The sequence below is a fragment of the Pedobacter sp. AC464 genome, assembly GCF_979253075.1.
In genome coordinates, this window is sequence record NZ_CEEDBV010000001.1 from 2402592 (window position 1) to 2428028 (window position 25437).

19 protein-coding genes are annotated in these 25437 nt (G+C 40.2%); 11 read left to right on the forward strand and 8 right to left on the reverse strand.

The features are described from left to right. Nucleotides 1–22: 22 nt before the first annotated feature. The 4 genes from AC0IWT_RS10440 to AC0IWT_RS10455 form a co-directional block, all read right to left on the reverse strand. Nucleotides 23–2101 (reverse strand): GH92 family glycosyl hydrolase, encoded by a 2079-nt coding sequence (locus tag AC0IWT_RS10440; RefSeq protein ID WP_471797151.1) that lies wholly within the window; start codon nt 2099–2101, stop codon nt 23–25. Nucleotides 2102–2258: 157 nt separating this feature from the next. Continuing rightward, nucleotides 2259–2777: a DUF2911 domain-containing protein gene (locus AC0IWT_RS10445; protein ID WP_056871687.1), complete on the reverse strand. Its 519-nt coding sequence runs from the start codon at nt 2775–2777 to the stop codon at nt 2259–2261. A 28-nt stretch (nt 2778–2805) separates the two neighbouring features. Then, entirely contained in the window at nt 2806–4497 is a 1692-nt protein-coding gene (locus tag AC0IWT_RS10450) for a sodium:solute symporter family protein (RefSeq protein WP_471797152.1), read from the reverse strand. Between the two features lie 100 nt (nt 4498–4597). Beyond that, nucleotides 4598–6964 (reverse strand): PIG-L family deacetylase, encoded by a 2367-nt coding sequence (locus tag AC0IWT_RS10455; RefSeq protein ID WP_471797153.1) that lies wholly within the window; start codon nt 6962–6964, stop codon nt 4598–4600. Nucleotides 6965–7360: 396 nt separating this feature from the next. On the opposite strand from AC0IWT_RS10455, the gene AC0IWT_RS10460 reads away from it, so the two are divergent. The 10 genes from AC0IWT_RS10460 (at nt 7361) to AC0IWT_RS10505 (ending at nt 21383) form a co-directional block, all read left to right on the forward strand. Next, nucleotides 7361–8698, forward strand: coding sequence for a sigma-54-dependent transcriptional regulator (locus AC0IWT_RS10460; RefSeq protein WP_471797154.1), 1338 nt, complete (start codon nt 7361–7363; stop codon nt 8696–8698). 79 nt (nt 8699–8777) lie between these two features. Continuing rightward, nucleotides 8778–10355: a M1 family metallopeptidase gene (locus AC0IWT_RS10465; protein WP_471797155.1), complete on the forward strand. Its 1578-nt coding sequence runs from the start codon at nt 8778–8780 to the stop codon at nt 10353–10355. A 316-nt stretch (nt 10356–10671) separates the two neighbouring features. Beyond that, the gene (locus tag AC0IWT_RS10470) at nt 10672–10749 is read left to right on the forward strand and encodes a potassium-transporting ATPase subunit F (RefSeq protein WP_082468366.1); all 78 of its coding nucleotides are present in this window, start codon (nt 10672–10674) and stop codon (nt 10747–10749) included. Nucleotides 10750–10783: 34 nt separating this feature from the next. Beyond that, nucleotides 10784–12502, forward strand: a complete 1719-nt coding sequence (gene kdpA, locus AC0IWT_RS10475; protein WP_471797156.1) for a potassium-transporting ATPase subunit KdpA — start codon at nt 10784–10786, stop codon at nt 12500–12502. 76 nt (nt 12503–12578) lie between these two features. Continuing rightward, a complete protein-coding gene (gene kdpB / locus AC0IWT_RS10480; protein ID WP_471797157.1) occupies nt 12579–14603 on the forward strand; it encodes a potassium-transporting ATPase subunit KdpB in 2025 nt (674 codons plus the stop codon). A 114-nt stretch (nt 14604–14717) separates the two neighbouring features. Continuing rightward, nucleotides 14718–15278, forward strand: a complete 561-nt coding sequence (locus AC0IWT_RS10485) for a K(+)-transporting ATPase subunit C (protein WP_056871693.1) — start codon at nt 14718–14720, stop codon at nt 15276–15278. Nucleotides 15279–15459: 181 nt separating this feature from the next. Next, nucleotides 15460–16530: a porin gene (locus tag AC0IWT_RS10490; protein ID WP_471797158.1), complete on the forward strand. Its 1071-nt coding sequence runs from the start codon at nt 15460–15462 to the stop codon at nt 16528–16530. Between the two features lie 127 nt (nt 16531–16657). Then, complete coding sequence (locus AC0IWT_RS10495) at nt 16658–17782, forward strand: sensor protein KdpD (protein WP_471797159.1); 1125 nt, start codon at nt 16658–16660, stop codon at nt 17780–17782. 114 nt (nt 17783–17896) lie between these two features. Then, a complete protein-coding gene (locus AC0IWT_RS10500; RefSeq protein ID WP_471797160.1) occupies nt 17897–19636 on the forward strand; it encodes a HAMP domain-containing sensor histidine kinase in 1740 nt (579 codons plus the stop codon). A 94-nt stretch (nt 19637–19730) separates the two neighbouring features. Further along, nucleotides 19731–21383: an ATP-binding protein gene (locus AC0IWT_RS10505; RefSeq protein ID WP_471797161.1), complete on the forward strand. Its 1653-nt coding sequence runs from the start codon at nt 19731–19733 to the stop codon at nt 21381–21383. On the opposite strand, the gene AC0IWT_RS10510 is transcribed toward AC0IWT_RS10505, so the two are convergent. The 4 genes from AC0IWT_RS10510 to AC0IWT_RS10525 all read right to left on the reverse strand — a co-directional run bounded on the left by AC0IWT_RS10510 (nt 21380) and on the right by AC0IWT_RS10525 (nt 24129). After that, nucleotides 21380–21856, reverse strand: a complete 477-nt coding sequence (locus AC0IWT_RS10510; RefSeq protein WP_056871697.1) for an acyl-CoA thioesterase — start codon at nt 21854–21856, stop codon at nt 21380–21382. The two genes, AC0IWT_RS10505 and AC0IWT_RS10510, sit on opposite strands and share 4 nt — an antisense overlap. A 139-nt stretch (nt 21857–21995) precedes the next feature. Further along, nucleotides 21996–22457, reverse strand: coding sequence for a GNAT family N-acetyltransferase (locus AC0IWT_RS10515; protein ID WP_471797162.1), 462 nt, complete (start codon nt 22455–22457; stop codon nt 21996–21998). 273 nt (nt 22458–22730) lie between these two features. After that, nucleotides 22731–23198: a hypothetical protein gene (locus AC0IWT_RS10520; RefSeq protein WP_471797163.1), complete on the reverse strand. Its 468-nt coding sequence runs from the start codon at nt 23196–23198 to the stop codon at nt 22731–22733. A 4-nt stretch (nt 23199–23202) separates the two neighbouring features. After that, entirely contained in the window at nt 23203–24129 is a 927-nt protein-coding gene (locus AC0IWT_RS10525) for a cytochrome P460 family protein (RefSeq protein WP_471797164.1), read from the reverse strand. A gap of 184 nt (nt 24130–24313) precedes the next feature. Between AC0IWT_RS10525 and AC0IWT_RS10530 the strand changes: the two genes are divergently transcribed. Continuing rightward, the gene (locus AC0IWT_RS10530; RefSeq protein WP_471797165.1) at nt 24314–25411 is read left to right on the forward strand and encodes a LytTR family transcriptional regulator DNA-binding domain-containing protein; all 1098 of its coding nucleotides are present in this window, start codon (nt 24314–24316) and stop codon (nt 25409–25411) included. Nucleotides 25412–25437: the final 26 nt, after the last annotated feature.

Below are 25437 nucleotides of genomic sequence, written 5' to 3' on the forward strand. Positions count from 1 at the left end.
GTTATGACCAAAAATCAACAATTTACGGTTCGATTGATGACAACCAGTTGTCAGTATCCGAAAGTTTTACCGGAACTGCAGAAGCTGTAATTTTTAGAACACCTCCCGATAAAATATCTTTTTGGGTGATGTAATTTTTATTAAAAGGTTTTCCGTTTAGGGTAACAGACTTTATATATTTATTTTTGAGATCGAAATTTTCAGTTTCGATTTTAAATACTCTACTTTTTGGTAATTGAAGTGTTATCGAAGGAAACAAAGGAACATTTAAATAGTAAACCGGCCAACCCACGCATGCAGGCGAAAATCCACTCGCTGCGAATACGTACCAGGCACTCATTGCGCCCGCGTCGTCATCCATTGTGCGCAAATATGCATGTGGCTGGTTTCGGTAAATCTTACCGATATAGCTTCCTATCCCCCTACTATTGTCATTAAAATAATTTTGAATCACAGTATCGGCTACTAACTGATGCATCCAATATTGAGATTTATAGCCTTGTCTGGTGATATTATACATTAATGGAACCTGCAAATCCGGTTCATTTGCATGGTTGTATAAATCTTTTTCAAAAAATTCGTCGAGTTTTCCAAGGTAAGCTTCCTCGTCCCCATGCAGGGCAATTAAACCTTTAAAATCATAGGGGATAAACCACCTATACTGCCAGATTGTGCCTTGATATAAGCCACGGGCCTGCATCCGGTCTACATCTGGCCTGCTCATGTCTTTGAAATCCTTATTCCAGTAAGTTTTATATTCTAATGCCTTATTTTTATAGAACACTGCTTGCTCTTCATTCTTCAAAATTTTGAAAATTTCAGACAGCGCCCAATTGTCGTAACTTGATTCGAGTGCCTTATCCGGCGATTTGTAATCCAAATTATTCACCTCTTTAGTTAAAGAATCTATAATTTTATTAAAATCGACCTTATAACCTTTACGGTAGGCATCCAGCAAAACGACTATCCCATGTTCGGTTCTAACGGTATTGGATGGTTCGGTTTGTGTAGCATAATCCTTTTTGCCAGAGTTGTACAAATCAGCAATAGAATTTGTTATACCCTGATAACGCTCGGGCACAATTAAAGAAAGCAACGGCAACTGTGTTCTATAATTATCCCATATTGCCCAGCCGTTATAGCGAACTTCTTCATCTTTCCTTAATTCTCCACGGGTATTTCGGTACTGTCCATCTGTTTCAGAAATAACATATGGAGATTGCATGGTTCGATACAGCAATGAATAAAACAATTTTGCATTATCCATATCCCCTGCTACAGCAATTTTACTCAATTCCATGTTCCAATCCAGGCTACTTTGCGCCTTCAACTGTTGGAAAGAAGCTTTATTAATGTTTGCCTTTGCCGCCTCAACGCTTACTGAAGAAAATGCGACATCAATGTCTTCCCCGGTATCAGCATCGTTTAACTTAACGATCAGCTTGTGGTTGCCCTCATCTCTCCAGGTCAAGTTCTTCTTCAATTCTAAATGGTAAAATAACTTGTATTTTCCAACACCACAGGTCGTTTTTGAAACAACCCAGCCACTCACCGCATGGCCGTTTATTTGATGCTCTTCATCAACAAAAGCGTTGTTAAAAGCGTAACTTAAATCCAGGTAAAACCCTTTTTCTCCTTTTGGAAATTGATATGCGTGTTTACCGGCTTTTCCTAAAACAGCTAAACTGGCTTTAATTTTATTGGCAAAACCAACCTCATAGAAGCCGGGACTTGCCTTTTCGGATGTTTTTAATAATTCGCAATTTGCCGGGTTATTACCTAAAAATGGTTTTATTAAAATGTTTCCACCCGAACCCTGGCATCCAACGCCTTCAAAACGATTATGTGTAAAGCCTAAAAACTTTTTGGCTAAAAATTCGTATCCTGTATGCGTTTTTGGATAAGTTTGCGGCCCTATACTTAGCATACTAAACGGATAGGATGCCGCAGGAGACATTTGTCCATGATCTGCCGATGACCCTAGAAAAACGTTAACCAAATCAACCGGTTTTGCATTATTTACAGAAAAAATGGCGGGCTTTTTTTGAGCTAAAACGTTTAAGCAAATGAAAAGCGCACTAAAGAATAAAAAATTTTTCACTGAGAAATGATTTGATGTCTTGATAATTTGAAGTGCCTAAAATATGTATTTAATCGTTAAATTAACGTTATGTTTTAGCTTCTTTACAGGAATTTTGCCACATAAAAAAAGCCGCGATAAAAATCGCAGCTTTCAAAATCCAGTACTTAATTTAAAATTATTTTATTGCAACCGGAACCGAGATTTTATCCCAATCCATAGTGAAACCATTTTTAGTTACCTTATAAACCAGGGTTTCCTGTCTGGCTTTTAATGCTTTTGTTTTAACATCAACCCTTAAAGCATCTTTAGCTTCTTCATACTTGAAAGCACCCCATTGTTTTGGCTCTTTGTTAAAAATTGCAGTCCAGGTTCCGCTTTCTTTAGGGATTAAGAAAAAGCTATATTTTCCTGCTGGCAAAGATTTTCCCTGCACCATGATATCTTTGTCTGTTTCGAATGTCGTCGCTTCGTTTGCACCGGCACGCCAAACTTTATCGTAAGCCTCTAAACCGCCCCAAATTTTGCGTCCTTTAACAGAAGGGCTGCTGTAGGCAATCGTAATTGTGGCGTCTTTAATTTTACCGGTGGCTGTAGCAGCCGGACTAGCAGGCTTTTTTGCTTCCTGTGCCAATGCACTTACCGATATTGTTATTGCAGTAAAAAGAATGGTTGCAGATTTGATGATTGTTTTCATAGTATTATTTATTTTTTGTCGTTTTCGTTTACGAATTTACTGCTTTAGGTTTATAAAACAATAGGCCAATGGCCGAAAATAGAATTACCGCAGCCGCCCCGATAACATTGAGCCAAAGAAATGAAACGATATCGAACTTATACACCGCTATAACAGCGATTTCGGCTAAAATTGCAGCAATAAATACAACCTGGCCGTTTATGCTTTTATAATAAAAAGCGACCAGAAAAATGCCCAGAATGGGACCATAAAATAAAGAGCCGAGCACATTTACCGCTTCGATAAGTGAACCCATCTGGGTTGCAAACATGGCTACAGCCATAGAGAAAATTCCCCAGCCTAGGGTATGTAACCTACTGTATTTCAATTCAGTTTCATCATCAGGAAGGTTTTTAGCGAATATCAGATGAACATCTTTAAGTGAACAGGCGGCGAGGGAGTTTAGTGCTGCAGAAATTGAACCCCAGCTTGCAAGGAAAATCACAGCGAAAAGCAAACCGATCATGCCAACAGGGAGATTCGTTTTCACAAAGTAAAGGAAAATGTAATTTGTATCCGTTTTCTCGGCGTTGTAGTTCGATTTGTTGATGGCTTCTTCCACCCGCACGTGCAAATCTTTAACTTGTTCCTGAGTTTCTTTGAAACGCTTTATCGTTGTATTTATATTTAGCGATTTACTTTCTTTTTGAGCCAGAATCTCTTTTGATTCCGAATTAAATTTCTGTTGCAAAGCCTGGTGCTCTCTTTCAAAAACTGCTGCTTGTTCGGGCTTTGTATCTTTTAAATGCTGATAGGAACGTTCGTTGAAATAAATAGGTGCGGGCTTTAAAGAGAAGAAAGCAAAAAGTAAGGCCCCGATGAGCAAGATTGCAAATTGCATGGGGATTTTTACCAAACCATTTAACAACAGGCCCATTTTTGCATTAGTATTATCTTTTGCGGTAATGTACCGCCCTACCTGACTTTGATCTGTACCAAAATAAGAAAGTGCTAGAAAGAAACCACCAATCAAACCGCTCCAGATGTTGTATTTATCTTTCCAATCGAAATTTGTTGTAATAACATTTAATTTCCCGGATTTCCCCGCCAGGTAAAGTGCATCTTTAAAGCCAATACCATTTGGCATGTTTTGAACGAGCAGATAACCTGCAAAAGCCATTGTGCCAAGGATAATTAAAAACTGTAATTTCTGGGTGTGCGCAATCGCTTTTGCGCCGCCAACATAAGTGTAAATCAGCAGGATGCCGCCCGTTAATACATTTGTTAGATAAATGTTCCAGTTTAAAACGCTAGATAAAATGATACTGGGTGCATAAATGCTTATTCCTGTTGATAATCCCCTTGAAAAAAGAAACAGCAGTGAGGTAAGGACCCGTGTTTTTTTGTCGAAACGGTTTTCTAAATACTCGTATGCGGTATAAACATTTAAGCGTTGAAATATCGGAATAAATGTAATGCAGATAACAATCATCGCCAGCGGCAAGCCGAAATAATATTGCACGAAACGCATGCCATCGGTATAAGCCTGCCCAGGTGCCGAAAGAAAAGTGATTGCGCTGGCCTGAGTGGCCATAATGCCCAATAATACAATATACCAGGGCATTTTGCTGTCGGCCATTAAATATGAAGCATTGCTTTTCTGGCCACGGCCAACAAATATCCCGTATACAACTACAGCAACTAAAGTGAAAATAAGTACTATCCAATCGATATTACTCATGCCCAGAATTTAGTAAATAAATAATAAAACAGCAGTTGAAACACTAACGCTAAAGCCAATAATACATACCAGGTATTCCAGTTTTTTAGTTGCTTATTCATCAGTTTTTTTGTGCCGATAAGAAGTTAAAAAATAAACGTGCGGCGCCAACGTTTCCTGCCGGCAGCTGCCTGAAAAACGCTAACGGTGTATAAATAAAATTGCCTTTGCCAAACCTGGCATATAGTGTTGAGCCTTGCAAGGGTTCTTCGTCGGTGTCGTGCATCTCAAACAGCGGCTCGTATGCTGCATCCCATTTATCTGGAAAGTAAGCGCCACGCTCCTGCACCCAACCTTTAAAATCTTCTGCAGTAATTTTATTAGGAAAATTGAGCAACTTATGATTTGGGTTTAAAAAGGTAACGACCGCATTTTCTTCGGTAACGCGTTTATTTGCGATGCTAAAATCATACATACCCAATTTATTAACTGTAACGTCCTGGTTGGTATTGTACTGCATCACCAGGTTACCTCCTGCTTTAACATACGACCATAAAAAAGGCATCCACCGACCAAGTTTCTTTTCGGTATTGTTTGCACGAACCCCGAGTACAATAGCGTCATATTGCGATAATTTCCCCGCACCACCGCCAGCTTCATCTACATTGCCATAAAAATCTTCATCTTTTAAAACATCAACCTGGATGCCGGCAATGCGCAAAAATTCAGGAATAAAATCGCCCGCACCCTCAACGTAACCAACTTTTTTAACCTTTGCCTGTATATCACCTTTCATTATAATTGCCGTTGCCGGTGCAAAATATTGTAGCGACGGTAAATGAGGATACTGAATTAATACCTGCTTTTTATTATAGGTTTTATCATCTGCCACATAGTTTGCATCCAGTTGCACCCGGCCACTATTAATCTTGTTAAGTGTTTCTTTTGTTATAACGTAATTTATGGTCATGTCTTTAGCGCCTATTGAGACAAGCTCTCCTCCCCCAATACGTTCCCCATTAAATAACAGGTTTACCTTGCCATTTTTGAATTGCTGGTTTGAATTCAGCTTAAAATTTAAACTCAATTGTAAATCGTCGTTTTCCTTTACCAGATAAATTGGTTGCGTAAATTTAACTTCAAGGGCAGGAACAATTCTTAAGGCTTCAACTACATCGCCACGTACCGGATCTAGTTTTTTGAAAGACAGAGGCAGTTTGACCTGAAATCTTTCGGTGCCAATTTTTAGTGTTAGCAAAACATTAAGTGCAGATTCTGCTTCGGGTAAACCAATTAAAGTATCATTTGCAACAGAGAAAGTTGCTGCATCTTTGGCCGTTTTTGCCAGCCAATAGGGTTCTGTTAGGGAGGCATCGGCTGGAATTTGAATGCTATGTTCTATGGTAATGAGTGAATCGCCTGAAAGTTTTTTGTTTAGGGTTTCGGATTGATTTAACCAGCTAACACGCTCCACAGTAACCGAGTTTTCAGCTCTGGAAATTAAGTTTAATTTGAAATTGTATGTATCTCCTGCAACCGCTTCGGCCTGGTTGGTCACAGCTTCACCCATAAACCCCGAACAACTCAAAATAATATTGTCGAGCGCACGGATCTTATCTTTTTTTAAATTTTCATCTTTTAGCGCACTCAGGTTTTTTCTTAAAACGAGCAATGCAGGTAAACTCAATGCCGGCTTGTTGAAATTGAAACCGGAAATAACCTCGTCCAGCATTTTGTCGATATTGCTGTTGCCTTTCGCCGTCCAGGTTTTAACCAAACCATCAAAGAGCGATGTTTTTGCCGGTTCGCCAAGTACCTGTGTAAAATATTCGGTTCTAATGCCCGCGACAGATTGCGTACCAGCGCCCTGACTTTTGTGCAGGCTCCTGCTTAAGCCTGCTAACTCGCCATACCCCATTCCAAGTTGCGCATCATACTGCCCAACAATAACTTTAAGTTGATTTTCCGAAGTGGTGTTTACCCCTCCAAATCGAAATGTGTTCCATAATACACGTTTGGGCTGCCATACATCAACATATTTCAATTGATTTGGAAAAGCCCGTTTATCACCGGCAAGCTTAAAAGCCTTTTCGGCGACAACAGCCGAGGCTGCATGTTGCCCGTGCCCTGCGGCAGCCGTGGGCGGAAAGCGGCAAATAATAACATCAGGGCGGAACCTGCGAATCACCCACACCACATCAGCCGTTATACTATCCGCATCCCATTGTTTAAATGTATCTTTTGTATTCTTCGAAAAACCAAAATCTATTGCCCTGGTAAAAAACTGCCGTGCTCCATCGAGCTTTCTCGCTTCCAAAAGTTCATGCGTTCTAATTAAACCTAATGCAGCGCCCTGTTCAGTGCCTAATAAATTCTGACCGCCATCACCTCTGGTTAATGATAAATAACCGGTCTCAACATTTTGATCATTAATAAGCCAAGACAACAAGCCGGTATTTTCGTCGTCTGGGTGTGCAGCTAAGTACAAAACCTTTGGTAAATGTTTTAATGTTTTGAGTTCCCGGTAAATTTCAGAAGATTTGGAAGGCCGGACTTGCTGAGCCGGACAAAAAAATGAATAAACCCCCAAAAAAAATATTATGGTTAGTCGCTTGAACATACAATTTGCTTTGTGTTAACCAAAGATGCTAAAATGCTTTTATTTAGAAGCGCAGGAAACGAAAAAGGTACAAGATTTTTCTTTCCTTCAGGGATTCCACCATTTAATCTGAAAAGTTAATCAAGGCTTTTTTTTGTGAATTAGCAAAATTGATTGTTACAGTCCTCATAATAAAAATTACCTTTTTATTGTGAGACATTCTATTGCAAATACCAAAAATAGAATCATTTATTTATGCTTAATATTGCATGATAAATTCAACCTATGAATGGCATCGTGCTCATCATCGATGATGAAAAGAAAATTTGCAGCTTACTCTCCCGGATAATTGAATTAGAAGGATTTAAAACACTACAGGCAAACACTGGAAAAGAGGGAATAAAACTTCTTGAAACAAACGAGGTAAGCATCGTAATCAGCGATGTAAAGTTGCCCGATGTAAATGGAGTTGCCTTGGTTAAAGACATTAAAACGTTGAAACCCTTTGTCGAAATTATAAATTTGACTGCTTACGGAACGATAGCTGATGGGGTTCTGGCGATAAAAAACGGCGCATACGATTACCTGGTTAAAGGTGATGATAACGATAAAATTATCCCGTTACTTTATAAGGCAATGGACAAGGCAAATTTGCAGCAAAAGTTGTTCGACCTGGAAAGTAATGTTTCTAAGAAACACAGATTCAGCAGCATTATTGGCCAGTCTAAAGCTTTAAGAGAAGCGATAGATTTAGCAAAAAAAGTTAGTAAAACGGATACAACTGTTTTGCTTTTAGGCGAAACCGGTACAGGTAAAGAGGTTTTTGCGCAATCCATACATTACGAAAGCCCCAGGGCGATGAAACCTTTTGTTGCTTTAAATTGCAGCGGTTTTAGTCCGGAGTTGTTAGAAAGCGAGCTTTTTGGCTACAAGGCAGGTGCATTTACCGGAGCAAATAAAGATAAAAAAGGCTTACTTGAAGAAGCAAACGGCGGCACTTTATTTCTGGATGAAATTGGGGAAATGAACCTTGATTTACAGGCTAAACTATTGCGTGTATTAGAAAATCAAACTTTTATAAAAGTAGGCGATACACATACCCTTCAGGTAAACGTGCGCATTTTGGCTGCAACAAATAAAGATTTAAAAGGCGATGCCCTAACCGGAAAGTTCCGCTCGGATTTGTATTACCGTTTATCTGTTTTTACCATAATGCTGCCACCTTTAAGAGAAAGAAAAGCCGATATACCCGCTTTGGTCCGCTATTACCTAGATGAGTTTTCGCTAAAGGTTAATCGTTTAGACATGAAACTCGACGACAAAATTTTAAATCTTTTTGAAAAGTATAACTGGAAAGGGAACGTTCGCGAGCTTAGAAATGTAATTGAACGACTTGTCATTTTATCAGACGGAGACACACTAAATGTCAATGCATTACCTTCAGAATTTTTTGAGTCGCAACCACTGGCAAATAGTTTTAACCTACAGGAAATAGAAAAGCAGCACATTCAAAAAGTGCTCTTCCACACAAAGGGAAACAAGGCAGAAACATCGCGGTTGTTGGGCATTGGGCTCACTACGCTTTATAGAAAAATAGAGGAATATGGAATAAGCGAAATTTAGCTTGCCTTATGCCGTTAACTTTTTGACTATTTTTTAATACTGTAATTTGCTTATTTATTATCTTTCAAAAAAAATACACATGCAAAAAACCTTTCTAACCATTATTTTATCCCTTTTTTATTTTTCGATATTTGCCCAACAGGCTTACTTTCAGCAAGATTTAAAATACAATATTGATGTAACGTTAAACGACAAAGACAAATCTTTAAAAGGATTTGAAACCATTACTTACAAAAATAACTCGCCTTCCGACCTGGATTTCATCTGGTTTCACATTTGGCCAAATGCTTATAAAAACCAATCAACGGCACTTTTTAAGCAAATAAACAGTGATACTTCCCGCAAGGAAAAACTTAAAAACGTAACTTACGGGAGCATCAGCGGCTTAAATTTTAAAATAAACGGCAAGACCACAAAGACGGAAGCACATCCAAATCCGGAGTATATCGACATCATTAAAGTTTTGCTTCCCTCAACATTGAAGCCTGGAGATTCTGTAACCATCAGTACCGACTTTAATGTAAAATTACCTAGTTATTTTTCGCGTTCAGGCTATGCCGATACCGAATTTATGGTTACCCAATGGTACCCGAAACCCGCAGTTTTTGATAAAGATGGATGGCATGAATTTCCTTATTTAGACATGGGGGAATTCTACAGTGAATACGCAAATTACAAAGTGAATATCACACTTCCATCGGCTTATGTAGTTGGCGCTACCGGCGTACTGCAAAACGCAGATGAACTTGCGGCTTATAAAAGTATCGGTGCAAAAAATACCGCTAATCGAAGTAAGGCCGTAATTTACTCGCCTGTTACCAAAGCAGCTACGAAAACGCTAAGCTATGCCATAAATAATGTTCCTGATTTTGCCTGGTTTGCAGATAAGGATTTGGTAATCCAATACGATACGGTTAAGCTGGTTTCGGGAAAAGTAGTTGACGCTTTTAGTTATTATCACAACAAAAAAAATACCCTTTGGGTAAACAGTATTGATTACATAAAAGATGCAACTAAACGCTACAGCAACTGGATTGGCGAATACGAATACCCTGTGGTGCAAGCCATAGAAGGGCCGAAAAATAACGCCAGCGGCGGAATGGAGTACCCTACCATCACACTGATTACCAGTCCGGATGCAAAGAAAGAAACCTTGGATGGCGTAATTACGCATGAGGTTGGCCATAACTGGTTTATGAGCATGCTCGGCAGCAACGAAAGAATGCATACCTGGCAGGATGAGGGTTTTAATACTTATTTCCAATTTCGATATGAAGCGGAAAAGTATAAGTCGAATTCCATTTTCGGCGATGCCATTCCGGCAAAACTTAAAGAACTGCCTGCTGATAAATTTTTAGCCAGTATTTATGGGGCTTTGGCAAATGTGCCAATGCAATCGCCTATCGAAACGCCTGCTGCAGATTTTAAAACCTCGGAAGAATACGGTTTGATATCTTATGCTAAAACAGCGCTTTGGCTTTACATTTTACAGGCAGAAATTGGCCAGGAAAAATTTGATAAGGCATTTCAAGCCTATTTTAGTCAGTGGAAAAACAAACACCCAACGCCTGCTGATTTTAAAGCGTCTATGGAAAAATCATTAGGCGTAAACCTCGATAAATATTTTGCGTTGCTAAACCAGCCAGGTAAATTTTAAATGATTTTGGTCGGGTTTATTATCGATAAACCCAACGCCATAAATACACCCGAATAGCTTCCAGATTATCCAAAACGATAAAAACCTTTCCAAAATGGAAAGGTTTTTTTTTGCCCAAAATTTATTTTTACCCGATACCACTTTGTAAAATACTCATTATCAACAGCATAACACAAGCTGATTTTCATCGGCATGAAGGTTGGCAACAGGGATTTCATAAATCAATAAGTTATGACAATTATTCTAATTCTAATTATCCTTCTGCTCTGCTGGGCGACTTACAAATCAATTGATTGGTTCGAAAAAATCTAAAGCCATGTTAGCACTATTTATCATCGCAATCGCCGTATTTATCTATATGATTTACGTGTTGATTAAACCCGAAAAATTTTAGCTCTTTCTAAAAGGGCATTTTAAAAACAAAAAAAATGAACACTGAATTAATTGGCATCATTGCCACATTCCTCTTAACCTTAATAATCGCCTTCCCTTTGGGAAAATATCTGGCCAAGGTTTTTGCAGGAGAAAAAGTTTGGACAGACTTTTTAAAGCCGCTCGAAAATGGAATTTACAAACTATCGGGCATAAATGTTAAGGAGCAAATGAACTGGAAGGAGCAGTTAAAAGCTCTATTAACCATTAATCTTTTATGGTTGGTTTATGGCTTTTTCGTGTTGATATTCCAAAATAAACTTCCGCTAAATCCTGATGGAAACCCAGGAATGACGGCAGACCTGGCCTTTAATACCATCATCAGCTTTGTTGCCAATTGCAACCTGCAACATTACTCTGGCGAAAGCGGCGTAAGTTACCTAACCCAACAATTTGTACTGATGTTTCTTCAGTTTGTAAGTGCAGCCACTGGTATTGCCGCTGCTGTTGTGTTATTTAAAGCTTTCAGAGATAAAACAACCACTCAACTTGGTAACTTCTGGGAATTTTTTGTAAAATCTATCACCAGGTTATTGTTGCCCCTATCTATTGTTATCGCTTTAATTTTAAGCTTTAACGGCACGCCTGCAAGTTACGATGCGAAAGACCGGTTTATTTCGGTTCAGGGCGACACGGTAAATGTTTCCCGCGGACCAGCGGCGCAGATGATTGCCATAAAACACCTGGGAACGAATGGTGGCGGTTATTTTGGTGCAAACTCTGCGCACCCATTCGAAAACCCAGGTTACCTTACCAATATGGTTGAAATGATTGCCCAGGTAATTATTCCAATAGCCATGGTTATTGCTTTCGGCTATTTTATCCGCAGGCGTAAATTAGGCTGGACAATATTTGGCGTGATGACGATAGGTCTATTTATGCTGATGATTCCAACCTTAAGCGCCGAACTTGGCGGTAACCCTGCAATTGCAAAACTGGGTATTTCTCAGGCTACCGGTGCTATGGAAGGCAAAGAAGTTCGCTTCGGCCCGGCCGCTACTGCTTACTGGAGTACCTTAACAACCGTAATTTCTACAGGTTCGGTAAATGGAATGCACGACAGCACCATGCCACTCACCGGTTTCTGGCAATTATTGGCCATGATGATAAACGGCTTTTACGGAGGTTGTGGCGTAGGTATTTTAAACTATTTTATTTACCTGATTATTGCCGTGTTTATTTCAGGGTTAATGGTTGGGAGAACACCTGAATTTTTAGGACATAAGGTTGAAGCCAGGGAAATAAAAATCGCCGCGATTATTACTTTGCTTAGCCCGTTTTTGATACTGGCCGGAACAGCAATTTCTAGCTACGTGTTTACAAATTATGGCGATGCGGGCTGGGCTGTACAACCCAAAAACTGGTTAAATAACCCTGGTTTTCATGGCTTCTCTGAAATGCTTTATGAGGTTACCTCTTCAAATGCCAACAACGGCTCTGGCTTTGAAGGCTTAGGCGATAACAATATTTTCTGGAATGTACTTACCGGTATCATCATATTTCTTGGCCGTTTCCTACCGATTATTGGCCCTGTTGCCATAGCCGGCCTGCTTGGCGCCAAAAAATTCATTCCAGAATCTGCAGGTACTTTAAAAACCGACACCAAAACCTTTGCACTGATGACTTTTGCCGTGATTTTGGTGCTGAACGCACTTTCATATTTCCCTGCCCTGGCTTTAGGTCCGCTGGCAGAATACTTTACAATGCTTAAATAAACTGACTTTCAGCGCACCAAGAAAAATTAAAAATCCTTTGTTAGCGCTGGCTGCCAAATCAAAAAAATTCAATAAAATGAAATCAAATAAATTATTCGAACCTGCTTTGGTGCAAACAGCATTAAAACAATCCTTCATCAAACTAGATCCAAGGGTGATGGTTCGTAACCCGGTTATGTTTACTGTTGAGGTTGGTACAATCGTAATGGCTTACGTTACGATTTATTCCTTCAGTCACAGCGGGCAAGGTTCTGCATTATATAATTTCTTTATTTTCTTAGTGCTTTTACTAACTGTTCTGTTTGCCAACTTTGCTGAGGCCATTGCCGAGGCAAGGGGAAAAGCACAGGCAGACAGTTTGCGTAAAACCCGCGAGGAAACACCTGCAAAAGTTCTTTTAACAAACGGGACGATTGAAATCCGTTCATCAAATCAGTTAAAAAAAGGAGATATTTTTGTTTGTGAAACGGGCGACACCATTCCAACCGATGGCGAAATTATTGAGGGTATCGCTACCATCGATGAGTCGGCCATTACAGGAGAATCGGCACCAGTTATTCGCGAATCTGGTGGCGATAAATCGTCTGTAACCGGCGGAACAAAGGTGTTATCAGACGAGATTAAAGTTCAGGTTAGCACTGCCCCCGGCGAAAGCTTTTTAGATAAAATGATAGCTTTGGTAGAGGGAGCCTCACGCCAGAAAACACCTAATGAAATCGCTTTAACAATCTTGTTAGCCAGTTTTACTTTGGTGTTCATCATTGTTTGTGTAACGTTAAAACCCTTTGCCAATTACGCAAACACACCAATAACCATTGCAGCTTTAATTTCACTTTTCGTTTGTTTAATCCCTACTACAATTGGCGGTCTGCTATCCGCAATAGGCATCGCCGGGATGGATAGGGCTTTAAGGGCGAATGTAATTACCAAATCTGGCAAGGCGGTAGAAACTGCAGGCGATATCGATGTTTTGCTGCTCGATAAAACCGGAACAATCACTATTGGAAACCGAAAAGCGACCAATTTTTACCCTACAGCAGGTGTTGTAATTAAAGCCTTTACCGATGCTTGTGTTTTAAGTTCGCTGGCCGATGAAACGCCGGAAGGAAAATCAATTATCGAGCTGGCAAATGAGCAGGGATTTAAAAATTCCGGAACACCATCGGGTTCAACATTTATTAAATTTACAGCCGAAACCCGCTCCAGCGGACTGGATACTGCCGATGGACGAAGAATTAGAAAAGGTGCGTTCGACTCGATTAGAAACATTGTTGAAAAAGCAGGAAATATTTTTCCTTCGGATATTGAAGAACATGTAAAAAGCATTGCAACCAACGGCGGAACGCCTCTTGTAGTTTCTGAAAATGAAAAGGCTTTAGGCGTAATTGAATTACAGGATATTATTAAACCTGGCATTAGCGAACGCTTTGAGCGTTTACGCAAAATGGGCGTTAAAACCGTTATGGTAACGGGCGACAACCCGCTAACGGCAAAATACATTGCAGAAAAAGCAGGTGTGGATGATTTTATCGCCGAAGCAAAGCCAGAAGATAAAATGAACTACATTAAAGACGAGCAGGCTTTAGGCAAACTCGTTGCGATGATGGGCGACGGAACAAATGACGCTCCTGCCCTTGCGCAGGCCGACGTTGGTGTGGCAATGAACAGCGGAACTCAGGCTGCAAAAGAAGCAGGCAATATGGTTGATTTGGATAATGACCCAACCAAGTTAATCGAGATTGTAGAAATCGGTAAGCAGCTGCTCATTACGCGAGGCACGCTAACGACCTTTTCAATCGCCAATGATGTTGCTAAGTATTTCGCGATTGTTCCGGCCTTGTTTATCGCATCAATTCCAGCCTTGCAAAGCTTAAATATTATGGGTCTGCATACACCCGAAAGTGCAATTATGTCGGCCGTTATTTTCAATGCGATTATCATCCCAATCTTGATTCCACTGGCACTTAAAGGTGTGGCTTACAAACCAATTGGCGCTACGGCACTGCTTCGCAGAAACTTATTTATTTATGGAATCGGAGGTGTTGTTGCGCCCTTTATCGGTATCAAATTAATTGATTTATTAGTAGGCTTATTTGTATAAAATGCTTCATTCTAAGGTAGCGAAGATTCTTAACTTGATTGGCAATTTTAGAACAAAAAGTGCGGGTTTAATTCAGACAATCATTCCTTAGCGTGACCAAAAAAAAATATCATCATGAAAAAATACATCATTCAATCTATACGTTTAACCTTAGTTTTAATCGTATTGCTTTGCATCATTTACCCAATTAGCATCGCGCTAGCTGCAAAACTTGCAAAAGGAAACGGCAGCGGCGAAAAAATCACCAAAAACGGCAAAACCGTTGGTTATGCGCTTTTGGGGCAATCGTTTACAAAACCAGAATATTTCTGGGGTCGACCATCAGCAGTGGGATACAATGCTGCAGGCTCTGCCGGTTCGAATAAAGGTCCTTCAAATCCCGATTATTTAAAAGAGGTTCAATCGAGAATAGATACTCTTTTAAAATACAATCCGGGTTTAAAGAAAGCTGAAATACCTGCAGACATGGTTACCGCATCGGGCAGTGGCTTAGACCCAAACATATCCATCCAAGGCGCAGAAATCCAGATTGCACGCGTGGCAAAAAACCGAAACCTGAGTGCGCAAAAAGTAAAGGATTTAGTGGCTATGAACACCCTGAAACCCTTATTTGGATTATTCGGTCCTTCGTCGGTAAATGTTCTGAAACTTAATCTGGCTTTAGATAACCTATAATCTTAAGTACCAGCTTATCAACGGGAGCGCAGCCAAATGTCTGAACATTTAGAAATATCGTCGCAAAATTTTCCTCGCCCAGGCAAAGGTGAAAATCCTTCCAAAAAATTAATGAAAACAAGGTAATCCCTAAGCCGCTGTAATCAAGGCGAAGGGCACCAACAGTAATTACATTATCAAAATGAAAAAATTAATCACCTTAATAACAACGTTAACAGCATCAATAACTGCTTTTGCACAAGACGAACCAAAAGTAAAATTTTCCGGTTACCTCGAAACTTACTACGGTTACGATTTCAACAAACCAAGCGACCATAACAGGCCGGGATTTATCTATTCGCACAACCGGGCAAACGAAGTAAATTTAAATTTAGGTTTTATTAAAGCTGCATATGATAACGGCAACATCCGGGCAAATGTGGCCCTAATGGCCGGAACTTACACAAATGCCAATTTAGCGGCAGAACCAGGTGTGCTTAAAAATATTTTTGAAGCCAATGCCGGTGTAAAACTGTCAAAATCACAAAATCTGTGGATTGATGCCGGCGTATTTTCATCACACATCGGCTTTGAAAGCGCCATTTCTAAAGATTGCTGGGTTTTAACCAGAAATATCGCTTCCGAAAACACGCCTTATTATGAGTCTGGCGCCAAAGTTACTTACTCAACAAATGATGGAAAATTAACCGCGACCCTACTCTACCTAAATGGATGGCAACGAATTACCCGCCAAAACGGCAATGATAAACCCGCAGGTGGTTTGCAGCTAACGTGGAAACCAAACGCGAAAATTACCGTTAATTACAGCAATTATTTGGGCACTGAAGGCGCAGATTCTGTGCGGGTTAATCGTTTCTACCACAACATTTATGGTATATTTCAAGTAACCGATAAATTTGGGCTAACACTTGGTGTAGATTACGGCACACAACAAAAATCAAAAGAGGGCAACCTTAAAAATAAAGTGTTTTCTCCAGTCGCAATAGCCCAGTATAAGTTTGCAGAAAAATGGGCCGTAGCGGGCAGATTTGAATATTATGAGGATAAAAATGGGGTTTTTATAGCAACAGGAACACCAAACGGTTTTAAAACAAAGGGTTATTCTTTAAATGTTGATTATGCTCCGATACCAAATGCCGTAGTCAGGCTGGAAGGCAAAACTTACGACAGCCGGGATAAAATTTTCACAAGAGCAAATAGTACCGTTAATGCGAGTACAACCTTAACTGCCAGTATCGCTGTCGCATTTTAAGGGAACATTATATCATCATTTCTATTCTGCCTAACGCGAAGAATCTGCAGGCGATTGCAAACTGCAACAAAATACAGCACCTCTTGCAGATTTTTCACATTCAAAACGACCAGAAAATAAGATACCAATGCTAGAAAAAGACGAATCGGTTAAACATTTTATTGAACTTATTCAAAAATCGAGACGCGGCAAGCTCAAAATTTATATTGGAATGAGTGCAGGCGTTGGTAAAACATACCGAATGTTGCAGGAAAGCCATGCACTTTTACGCAATGGCATCGACATTTGTATCGGTTATGTAGAAACGCACTGTAGGGCGGAAACGCAAGCTTTGGTTGATGGTTTACCTTTGATTGCAAGAAAGACGATTTTTTACCGGGGCAAGGAAATCGAAGAAATGGATTTGCAGGGAATTTTAAATCGGCACCCCGAAATTGTTGTAGTAGATGAGCTTGCACATACCAACGCAGAAGGAAGCAAAAACAGCAAGCGTTGGCAAGATGTTTTTGACCTACTGGAGGCTGGAATCAGCGTAATTTCTGCGGTCAACATTCAACATTTAGAAAGCATAAATGAAGAAATAGAACACATTACGGGCATCAAGGTTACCGAGCGAATTCCGGATAAAATTCTGGAGATAGCCGATGAAATTGTGAACATCGATTTGACCGCCGATGAGCTGGTTACCAGACTAAAAGAGGGCAAAATTTACGATAAAAGTAAAATCGAAAGCGCACTTAGCAATTTTTTTCAGTCGGATAAAATACTCCAGCTCAGAGAGCTTGCTTTGAAAGAAGTTGTTCATCAGGTAGAAAGGAAAATCCAAACAGAAATCCCCAAATCCGTTAAGCTCCGGTCAGAAAAATTTCTGGCCTGCATTTCATCAAATTCCGCAACCGCAGGCGTAGTTATCCGGAAAACGGCAAGACTTGCCTCCTATTATCATTCTCCATGGATTGTTCTTTATGTGCAAAGCGACGAAGAAAGCCTGGATAAAATTAAGCTCGATAAACAGCGCCATTTAATTAACCACTTTAAACTCGCTACAGAGTTAGGTGCGGAGGTAATTAAAATAAAAAGTAATCAAATTACGCAAACCATAATTAACATGGCAATAGAAAAAGAAATTACTACAATCTGCATTGGCAAGCCGCATTTAAATATTTTTCAGGTTATTATGCGAACCGCAGTTTTTAACCAGTTGTTGCGTAATTTAGCCGCTAAAGAAATAGATTTGGTTATACTTTCCTAAAGTTTAAAACACCCTGTATAGTAGTTAATTCAGCGCAATAGCAATAATTAATCAAACATCACTTTGGTGCTGTTAAGTGCCAGTGCATTAGTGCTAAACAAAAATAACACAACCATGAAAATAAAAACCAAGCTCCGCCTCGGATTCGGGTTTCTCTTTATTCTCGTTTTATCCTTTGGCTTGATAGCATTGTTTTTTCTTAACGAGCTTTCTGATAAATCGAAAGTAATTCTGAAAGACAATTACAAATCGCTAAGATATGTCGCCGAAATGCGGAATGTTGTCGATGCGAATGCATTTCCTTTGCCGGCACCAATAGCAAAAGTATTCCAAGGAAATTTAAACCTGGAAGGAAACAACATCACTGAAAACGGCGAAAGAATTGCCTTCCAAAAATTAGCATCCACATACAAATCTTTGCAGGCAGCGGATGGTAAAAGTGCGCTTAAGGATTTGAGATTAGCACTCCAGAAAATCGATGAGCTCAACTTAAAAGCAATTTATGCCAAGAATGAACTGGCGAATGAGGCTTCAGGGAGGGCAAATCTTTACATTATGATTGCGGCTACCCTGAGCTTTATCATCTTGTTTACTTTCATCATCAATTTCCCTGGTTTTGTGGCTAATCCACTTGCCGAATTTAGTGCTGCGATACGTGGCATTAGCCGGAAAAATTATAAGCAGCGCTTAAATTTTGATAATGATGATGAGTTTACCGAGCTTGCAGAAGCCTTTAACGGAATGGTTGTGAAGCTGAATGAATGGGAAAACAGCAATCTTTCGAAAATAAAATCTGAAAAATCGCGGATTGAAGCAATCATTGCACAAATGCAGGATGCAATCATTGGCTTAAACGAGAAAGGTGAAGTGCTGTTTTTAAACCATTTAGCAGCAAAGCTGATGAGCCTCGATGAAAAAAAGATTATTGGTGAAAATGTTGCCGACTTAATCAAAAAAAATGAATTGTTAAAGCGAATTATTAAACCAGATACAAGCGATAAAACCTTAAAAATATATGCTGATGAAAAGGAATCGTACTTTCTGCTAGAGAACCGGGAAATTGTAATCCCCAACTATGAAGAGCCGAATGACAATACCTTGATCGAATCGTCGAAATCTGCCGGAAGTGTTTATGTATTAAAAAACATAACCCAGTTTAAAGAACTTGATGAAGCGAAAACCAATTTTATTGCCACAGTTTCGCACGAGTTAAAAACGCCGCTTTCCTCCATAAAAATGAGTTTGAAGCTTTTAAATGACTCCCGTGTGGGCGAAATAAATGAAGAGCAGCGACAACTTTTAACACATATTAAGGAAGACAGCGACCGTTTATTGAAAATTACGAGCGAGCTCCTGGATTTATCGCAGGTTGAAACCGGAAATTTAAAACTCACTTTTGCAATCACCAATCCTCAGGAAATTGTTCAGTACGCTGTCGATGCAGTTAAATTTCAGGCGGAACAGAAATTCATTAAACTAGAACTAAATTGCGACGACAGGCTCCCGAAAGTGAATGCCGATATACAAAAAACCGCCTGGGTTTTAGTCAACTTTTTATCAAATGCTTTACGCTATAGTTCCGAAAAATCAAGCGTTGTGATTGACGTTTTTCAAAAAGGTGAATTTGTGCAGTTTTCCGTTCAGGATTTTGGAAAAGGTATCGATGAAAAATACCAGAAGCGGCTATTCGACAGGTATTTTCAGGTGCCAACAGATGGGCAAAACAAATCCGGCTCCGGTTTGGGATTAGCCATTTCAAAAGATTTTATTGAAGCCGAAGATGGAAAAATCTGGGTAGAAAGCGCCGTTGGCGAAGGCAGCAGGTTTAGTTTTATATTGCCGATAAGTTTATAAACTGCCCAACAATTCGTGGAAACAAGTGTTTTAAGATCGAAAATAATTAAATTTCGATTTTTATCTTTAATCCTGAAGCAACGAATCTCAGTTTATGCAGTTATCCATCCCATATCTAACTACGGAACAAGTTATCGACGTTTTTAACGTTACGCCAACGGCAACAGCAATTCATGTTGGTGAGGATGCGTTTATTCAAATTGCTAATGATGCGATGCTAACCATCTGGGGTAAAAGCAGAGATGCTGTAATTAACCGCTCGCTTGAGGATGCCCTGCCTGAACTCAAAGGCCAGCCTTTTATCGATATGTTTAAAAGAGTTTGGAATGAGGGCATTACTTTTTCAGGTAGTGATACGCCGGCAGATTTGAAGATTGATGGCATACTTAAAACCTTTTATTTTGATTTTGAGTACAGGCCTATCAAAAATACCGAGGGCAAAACCATTTGTATTCTTCATACAGCAGTTGATGTTACAGACCGTGTTGTAAACAAGGAAAAACTGAAAGATGCTGCGGAGAAAGAACTTGCGCTGAGGAGGGAACAGGGCCTTAATGAAGAACTGGCGGCTACAAATGAAGAGCTTGCTGCATCAAATGAGCAGCTAATGATAATGAATGAAGAGTTAGCCTACGCCCGCGAAAACCTGAGTCTTTTGAATAATGAGTTAGAGAGCAGGGTGGCCGAGCGTGTTAAAGAATTATCAGACAGTGAAGAAAGATTGTTGCAGGCAATAGATACGGCAAAGATGGGCACATGGCGCATTGAAGCCGAAACTTTGCATTTATCTGTCTCTGATTTTGTGAAAGAGCTTTTGGGTTTACCTCTGGATAAGGAGGCCGAGGTGAAACAAATTTTGGAGGCCATTCATCCCGATTACCACGGAACAGTGCTAAAGGCTATAGAAAAGGGGCTTCAAAACCACGAACCAAGCGATATTGAATATCCCATAAGAAATCTAAAAACCGGCGCAGTAAAGTGGGTTAAAGCTACAGGTAGAATATTTACCGATCATGAAGGCAAGCCGAGTGAGTACTCCGGACTTTTTATGGATATTACCGAGCGAAAACTTGAGGAGTTGAGGAAAAACGATTTTATCGGAATGGTGAGTCACGAGCTGAAAACACCTTTGACAGCGTTGAACGGCTTTGTGCAGGTTCTTCAACACAAAGCTGATAAATCAGAGGATAGTTTTTCTACCTCTGCACTGGGCAAAGCCTATAATCAAATCAAAAAAATGACCGGCATGATAAACGGTTTCTTAAACGTTTCAAGGCTGGAATCGGGCAAACTTCAGATAGAGAAAAAGAATTTTGATTTGGAAACACTTTTTGCTGAAATTGTGGAAGATGCAGGCATGCTGCAAAGCTCTCACAAAATTCATTTCCACATCGATAAGCAGGTTCAGTTGCACGCCGACAGGGATAAGATTGGCAATGTCCTCTCAAACTTAATTAATAACGCCATAAAATATTCGCCTGGAGGAGGCAATATCGATATTAATTGCACATCAGTTAACGATCAGCTGGTTTGCCGCGTAAAAGATTACGGTATCGGCGTCCGGGCCGAGGATCAGGAGAAACTTTTCGATCGTTACTATCGTGTTGAGGGCAACGACACCATTTCCGGCTTCGGCATTGGTTTGTATTTGTGCGCAGAAATTATTCGGGGGCACCGCGGAAATATCTGGGTAGACAGCGAACCGGGCAAAGGTTCATCATTTTATTTTAGTTTACCGATTGATTAAACAATGTAAGGCTCCATTTCTTTATCAATGCTTTTTCTAAGTTCCATTAATTTAATTGCATAGCCGTGCATGGCAATTTCTTTTTCAGTTTTAGGCTTAAATGCAGGAATCGGTTGCGGTTGCCCGTCATCATCAACTGCTACAAAAACGATAATGCAGTGGGTGTTTTTTACAAAATTTGCTTGTCCGACAGGCTTTGAAAAAGCATCAACTGCGATGTGCATGCTGGTTTTTCCGGTATAAATAATCCGGGCTTCCATTTTTACCAAATGGCCAATATGTACAGGGTGAAAAAACCTGATACCGCCCACGTAAACCGTTACACAATAACGCTGACTCCACTGCAGTGCACAAGCAAAAGCCGCCTGATCTATCCATTTCATCATCATTCCGCCATGCACTTTGCCGCCGTAATTTACGTCAGATGGCTCACTTAAAAATTGCAGCTCTATGTGGTTTTGTGTTTTGGCCATGATTTTGGTAGTTTGCTTTTTGTTAATCGCAAAGTACGCAAAGCCTAAAAGCAATGAAAATAAAGTTGCAATTTTAAATGCAGGGTAGCATATTTAATTAAACTGTCCTTTAGGTAGACCCTTCAGTTAATCACTTGTATCACTCTGCAAATTCTTTTTCACAATGTTGTCTCAGCTGTTTTGGCCCTTGTGGCCAGATGAATGAAGTGGTCTGTTTCTTCCATCCAAGGCTTTTGTAAAAACGGTCGGCGCCGGGTGCAGCAGTTAGGTTAACAAAATGATAATCGTGCAGCTGGCTGTTTAAACTGTTTACGAGGTATTTTCCCAAACCATTTCCCTGAAAGTCCGGATCTACCACGATGTCTGCTAGCATTGCATAATAGCGGCCATCGCCAACAACACGGCCAAATGCAATTATTTTTTCCTGATGATACACAAACAAGGTGACGGTACTTAAAGAAAATGCCTTGTGAATTTCGTCTGCAACCCGGTGCTTCCAGTTTACTTTTTGAAAAAGTTCGAGAACACGCTGCCAGTCAACACCATTTAAATCCGGGTTAAGCTGATAATCATAATGCTGATATTCGTTTATTTCATCCATTGACTAGTAATCTATTTCGACTGCATTTGAAACCCTTTATTTTTCAAAAAGTTTACTTTGTTTTAAATTCTCAGTCCAGCCATGCTCAAACCTTTCCGGCAACCGTGGTTGCGGTATTTCTGTGCATCGATTAGAGTTAGTGCATATCAAAAGTGAAATATAGTCTACTTAGCTTATAGCGAATGTTTCGCCACTTAAAGCCATTAAATTTTAATTGCAGCTCATCATATTGAAAAAACTTGAAAGCGGCTTAAACTCAATGCCGATTTTACGCTAAGGTGAAGTAGCAATCGGTATGGAGAGGATAATTGCTTCTCTATCACCTTTTAAAAGCAAACCTTCTTGCCAGGCCGGTCCTTTAAAAAAAGTATAGCTTTTTTGTCCTTTACCATCAATTGATACACGCTCTATTGTGGCAACTCGATCTGGAATCCTTGCGCCAAACCATTCCGAATCAGCCTTTTCCTTCCACGTTACCAGATAAACTACCGAGCCCGGAGCATAATTGGCTACTTCGTTCAACCGTTTCGAAGCAATGCTGTTTCCATAAAGTGTCGACATTGTTTTCGCTTCTGCCTGCAAACTAACAGCCATGGGTGTCATTTCTAAGGGATTTTCCGGAAGGCTGGCATTGTTGCTAACTGAGGCTTGTCTATTAATCCGGCCTGAAGGATTTGAATTGCACCCGCAGATAAATAGAATAATGAAAGGAAGTATCCCCCCTGTATAGATTAATTTCATCTTATTATTTTTTAAAATCTTTGATATCAAGCGGTGTTGTAAACACATAATCATTATTACGCTCGGGTCTGTGGCAGCTAATGCATTCGGAGTCGAATTTTACTGTTTTCCCATAAGGCAAAAGATTTTCCCCCTTCCAGCGTGCCCATCCCCAACCTTTCGTGCCGGCGTAGCGTGTAGCATCTTTTATCATAAACTCAACCTGAACAAACTGACCGGCGTAAACATTTCCGTCTTTACCTTTCTCCTGTTTCCACGCAGTTTTGGCGAAAACAGTTCCATCCGGCCATGGCTTTGATTTTCCATCGTGTATTGCTTTGACGGCTACCGGGTTGCCAAAAATGATGCGGATGGTGCCATTATCGAAACGATCGGTACTGCTTATGGCTTTCCAATTGCGATAACCAGGAAGATATGCTACTCCGTTCGGCGAATTTTTCACTTCCTTAACTTTAGGCTGCCCTACCCTGCTTACGGCATCGCCAGGTTTACTCACCAGATTGTTCAGAAAATAATTTTTCAGCATAGCTATATCCTTTTCCTTCAGCTTTGCCGACGGATGCAAGGCCGTATAGCTGCTCAGAGGCATCTCCCCGGAAAGAATTCCATTTAAGGCGAAATAGAGCATGGCATTGCGTTGCGGCGTGGCAAGCGAATCCCATTGCGAAAAATCAAGCGCCTTTCTGCCATCACGGATGTGCGAGGCTACCAAGAAGTTGGCGGGTGTGATCTTATCGAACCAGCGCAAATTGGTCTGTGCAGAGTGACAGTCGAAACAGGAGGTTTCGAATACATTTGCCACTTCTTTCGGAACGCCAGTCAAAGTTTTAGCCGTTTGTGCTTTTGCGGTGCTTAATTCCTCCGGCCTGATGAGTTGCGCCAGCAATACCAGGCATGCAATACAGAGTATAATTTTAAATTTGAGTTTCATGATCTTCTATTATTTGACCTGCCCAAAATTAGCCCTTTAAGCGCCTATATGGTTCTTAGAAGTATGCGAAAGGGATAAATTTAGTCTTGAAGACGAATAAATAGCTTTGAATAATCCGATCTTTTTTCAGACCTTGACCACGAATCCCAAATTAGTTTACTTGGCAGATTTTTAAGCACATTATATGTTAAAAGGCCGGTTACACATTATACTTTTTGCTGCCGTAAGCACTACGGTAATGATGATCAGTTACCTTTCCTTCCAGTACCTCTACGATAGCGCAGCCGAAAAATTATGGGCCAGCAAAATGGAATCAGGCGCCAGAGAAAGCAGGGAAATTGGCCGTTTGCTCGAGCAACAACTGCAAAGTGGTCTTCCAGAGGAAAAAGTAATACATAACTTACAGCAAAGCATAGAAAATACCGATACGCAAGGCGAATTTATCTGCATGTATGATAAAAACGGAATAGAGCTTTGCCACCCCAATCCAGCTTTGATTGGTCAGAAAATAACCAGTGGAAACTCAATCTTAGCATCCGGAAGCGGCTCGATACCTTTTAATGACGCCATTGCTCAACAAAAAAGTTTGGGCGGTACGAGAACTTTTCCCGCAGCGGAGAACAGGCATTCGGAAATTGTTAATATCTATCCGGTTAAGGGCAGCGACTGGATTGTGGCTGCACATGCAAATATTGAAGTATTAAAAGCAGAACTTTCTGGTCTTTACAGCCAATTTGTGGTGTGTTTTTTAATTACGGCGCTCATTATTATCGGTAGCTGTTTGTTGCTAATCAGGCAGATTTATGGCCGTTATGAAAAAGCGGTTTCCTCAGAAATAAGTACGCTGAACGAAAAAGTAAATACGCTGGGCAGCTTAAATGACCAGTTGGCCAGGTTGCAGCAAGAAAATGCCACAATTAAATTATACCAGGATAAAGAAATTTCCCGTAAACGAATCATTACCTATTTAAAGGATGAACTGATTCATCTGGACATTAGCGAAATCGCCCTTTTCTTTCTTGATGGAGCTGCCGTTAACATTGTAACCCATACGAACAAAAAGTACACAACGGCGTTAAGTTTGGATGAACTGATGAAACAGCTTGATGATGAACAATTTTATCGTGCCAACCGGCAATTTATTATTAGCCTCAACTGCATAAAAACAATTTACATATATGGCAAAAACCAACTGAAGATTGTGGTTTCACCCGAGCCTGATGAAGCCATACTGATTAGCAAAAACAAAGTGTCGGAATTTAAAAAATGGCTCGACAGATAGTTTTTGCTAATTATAACGCTGTTGCT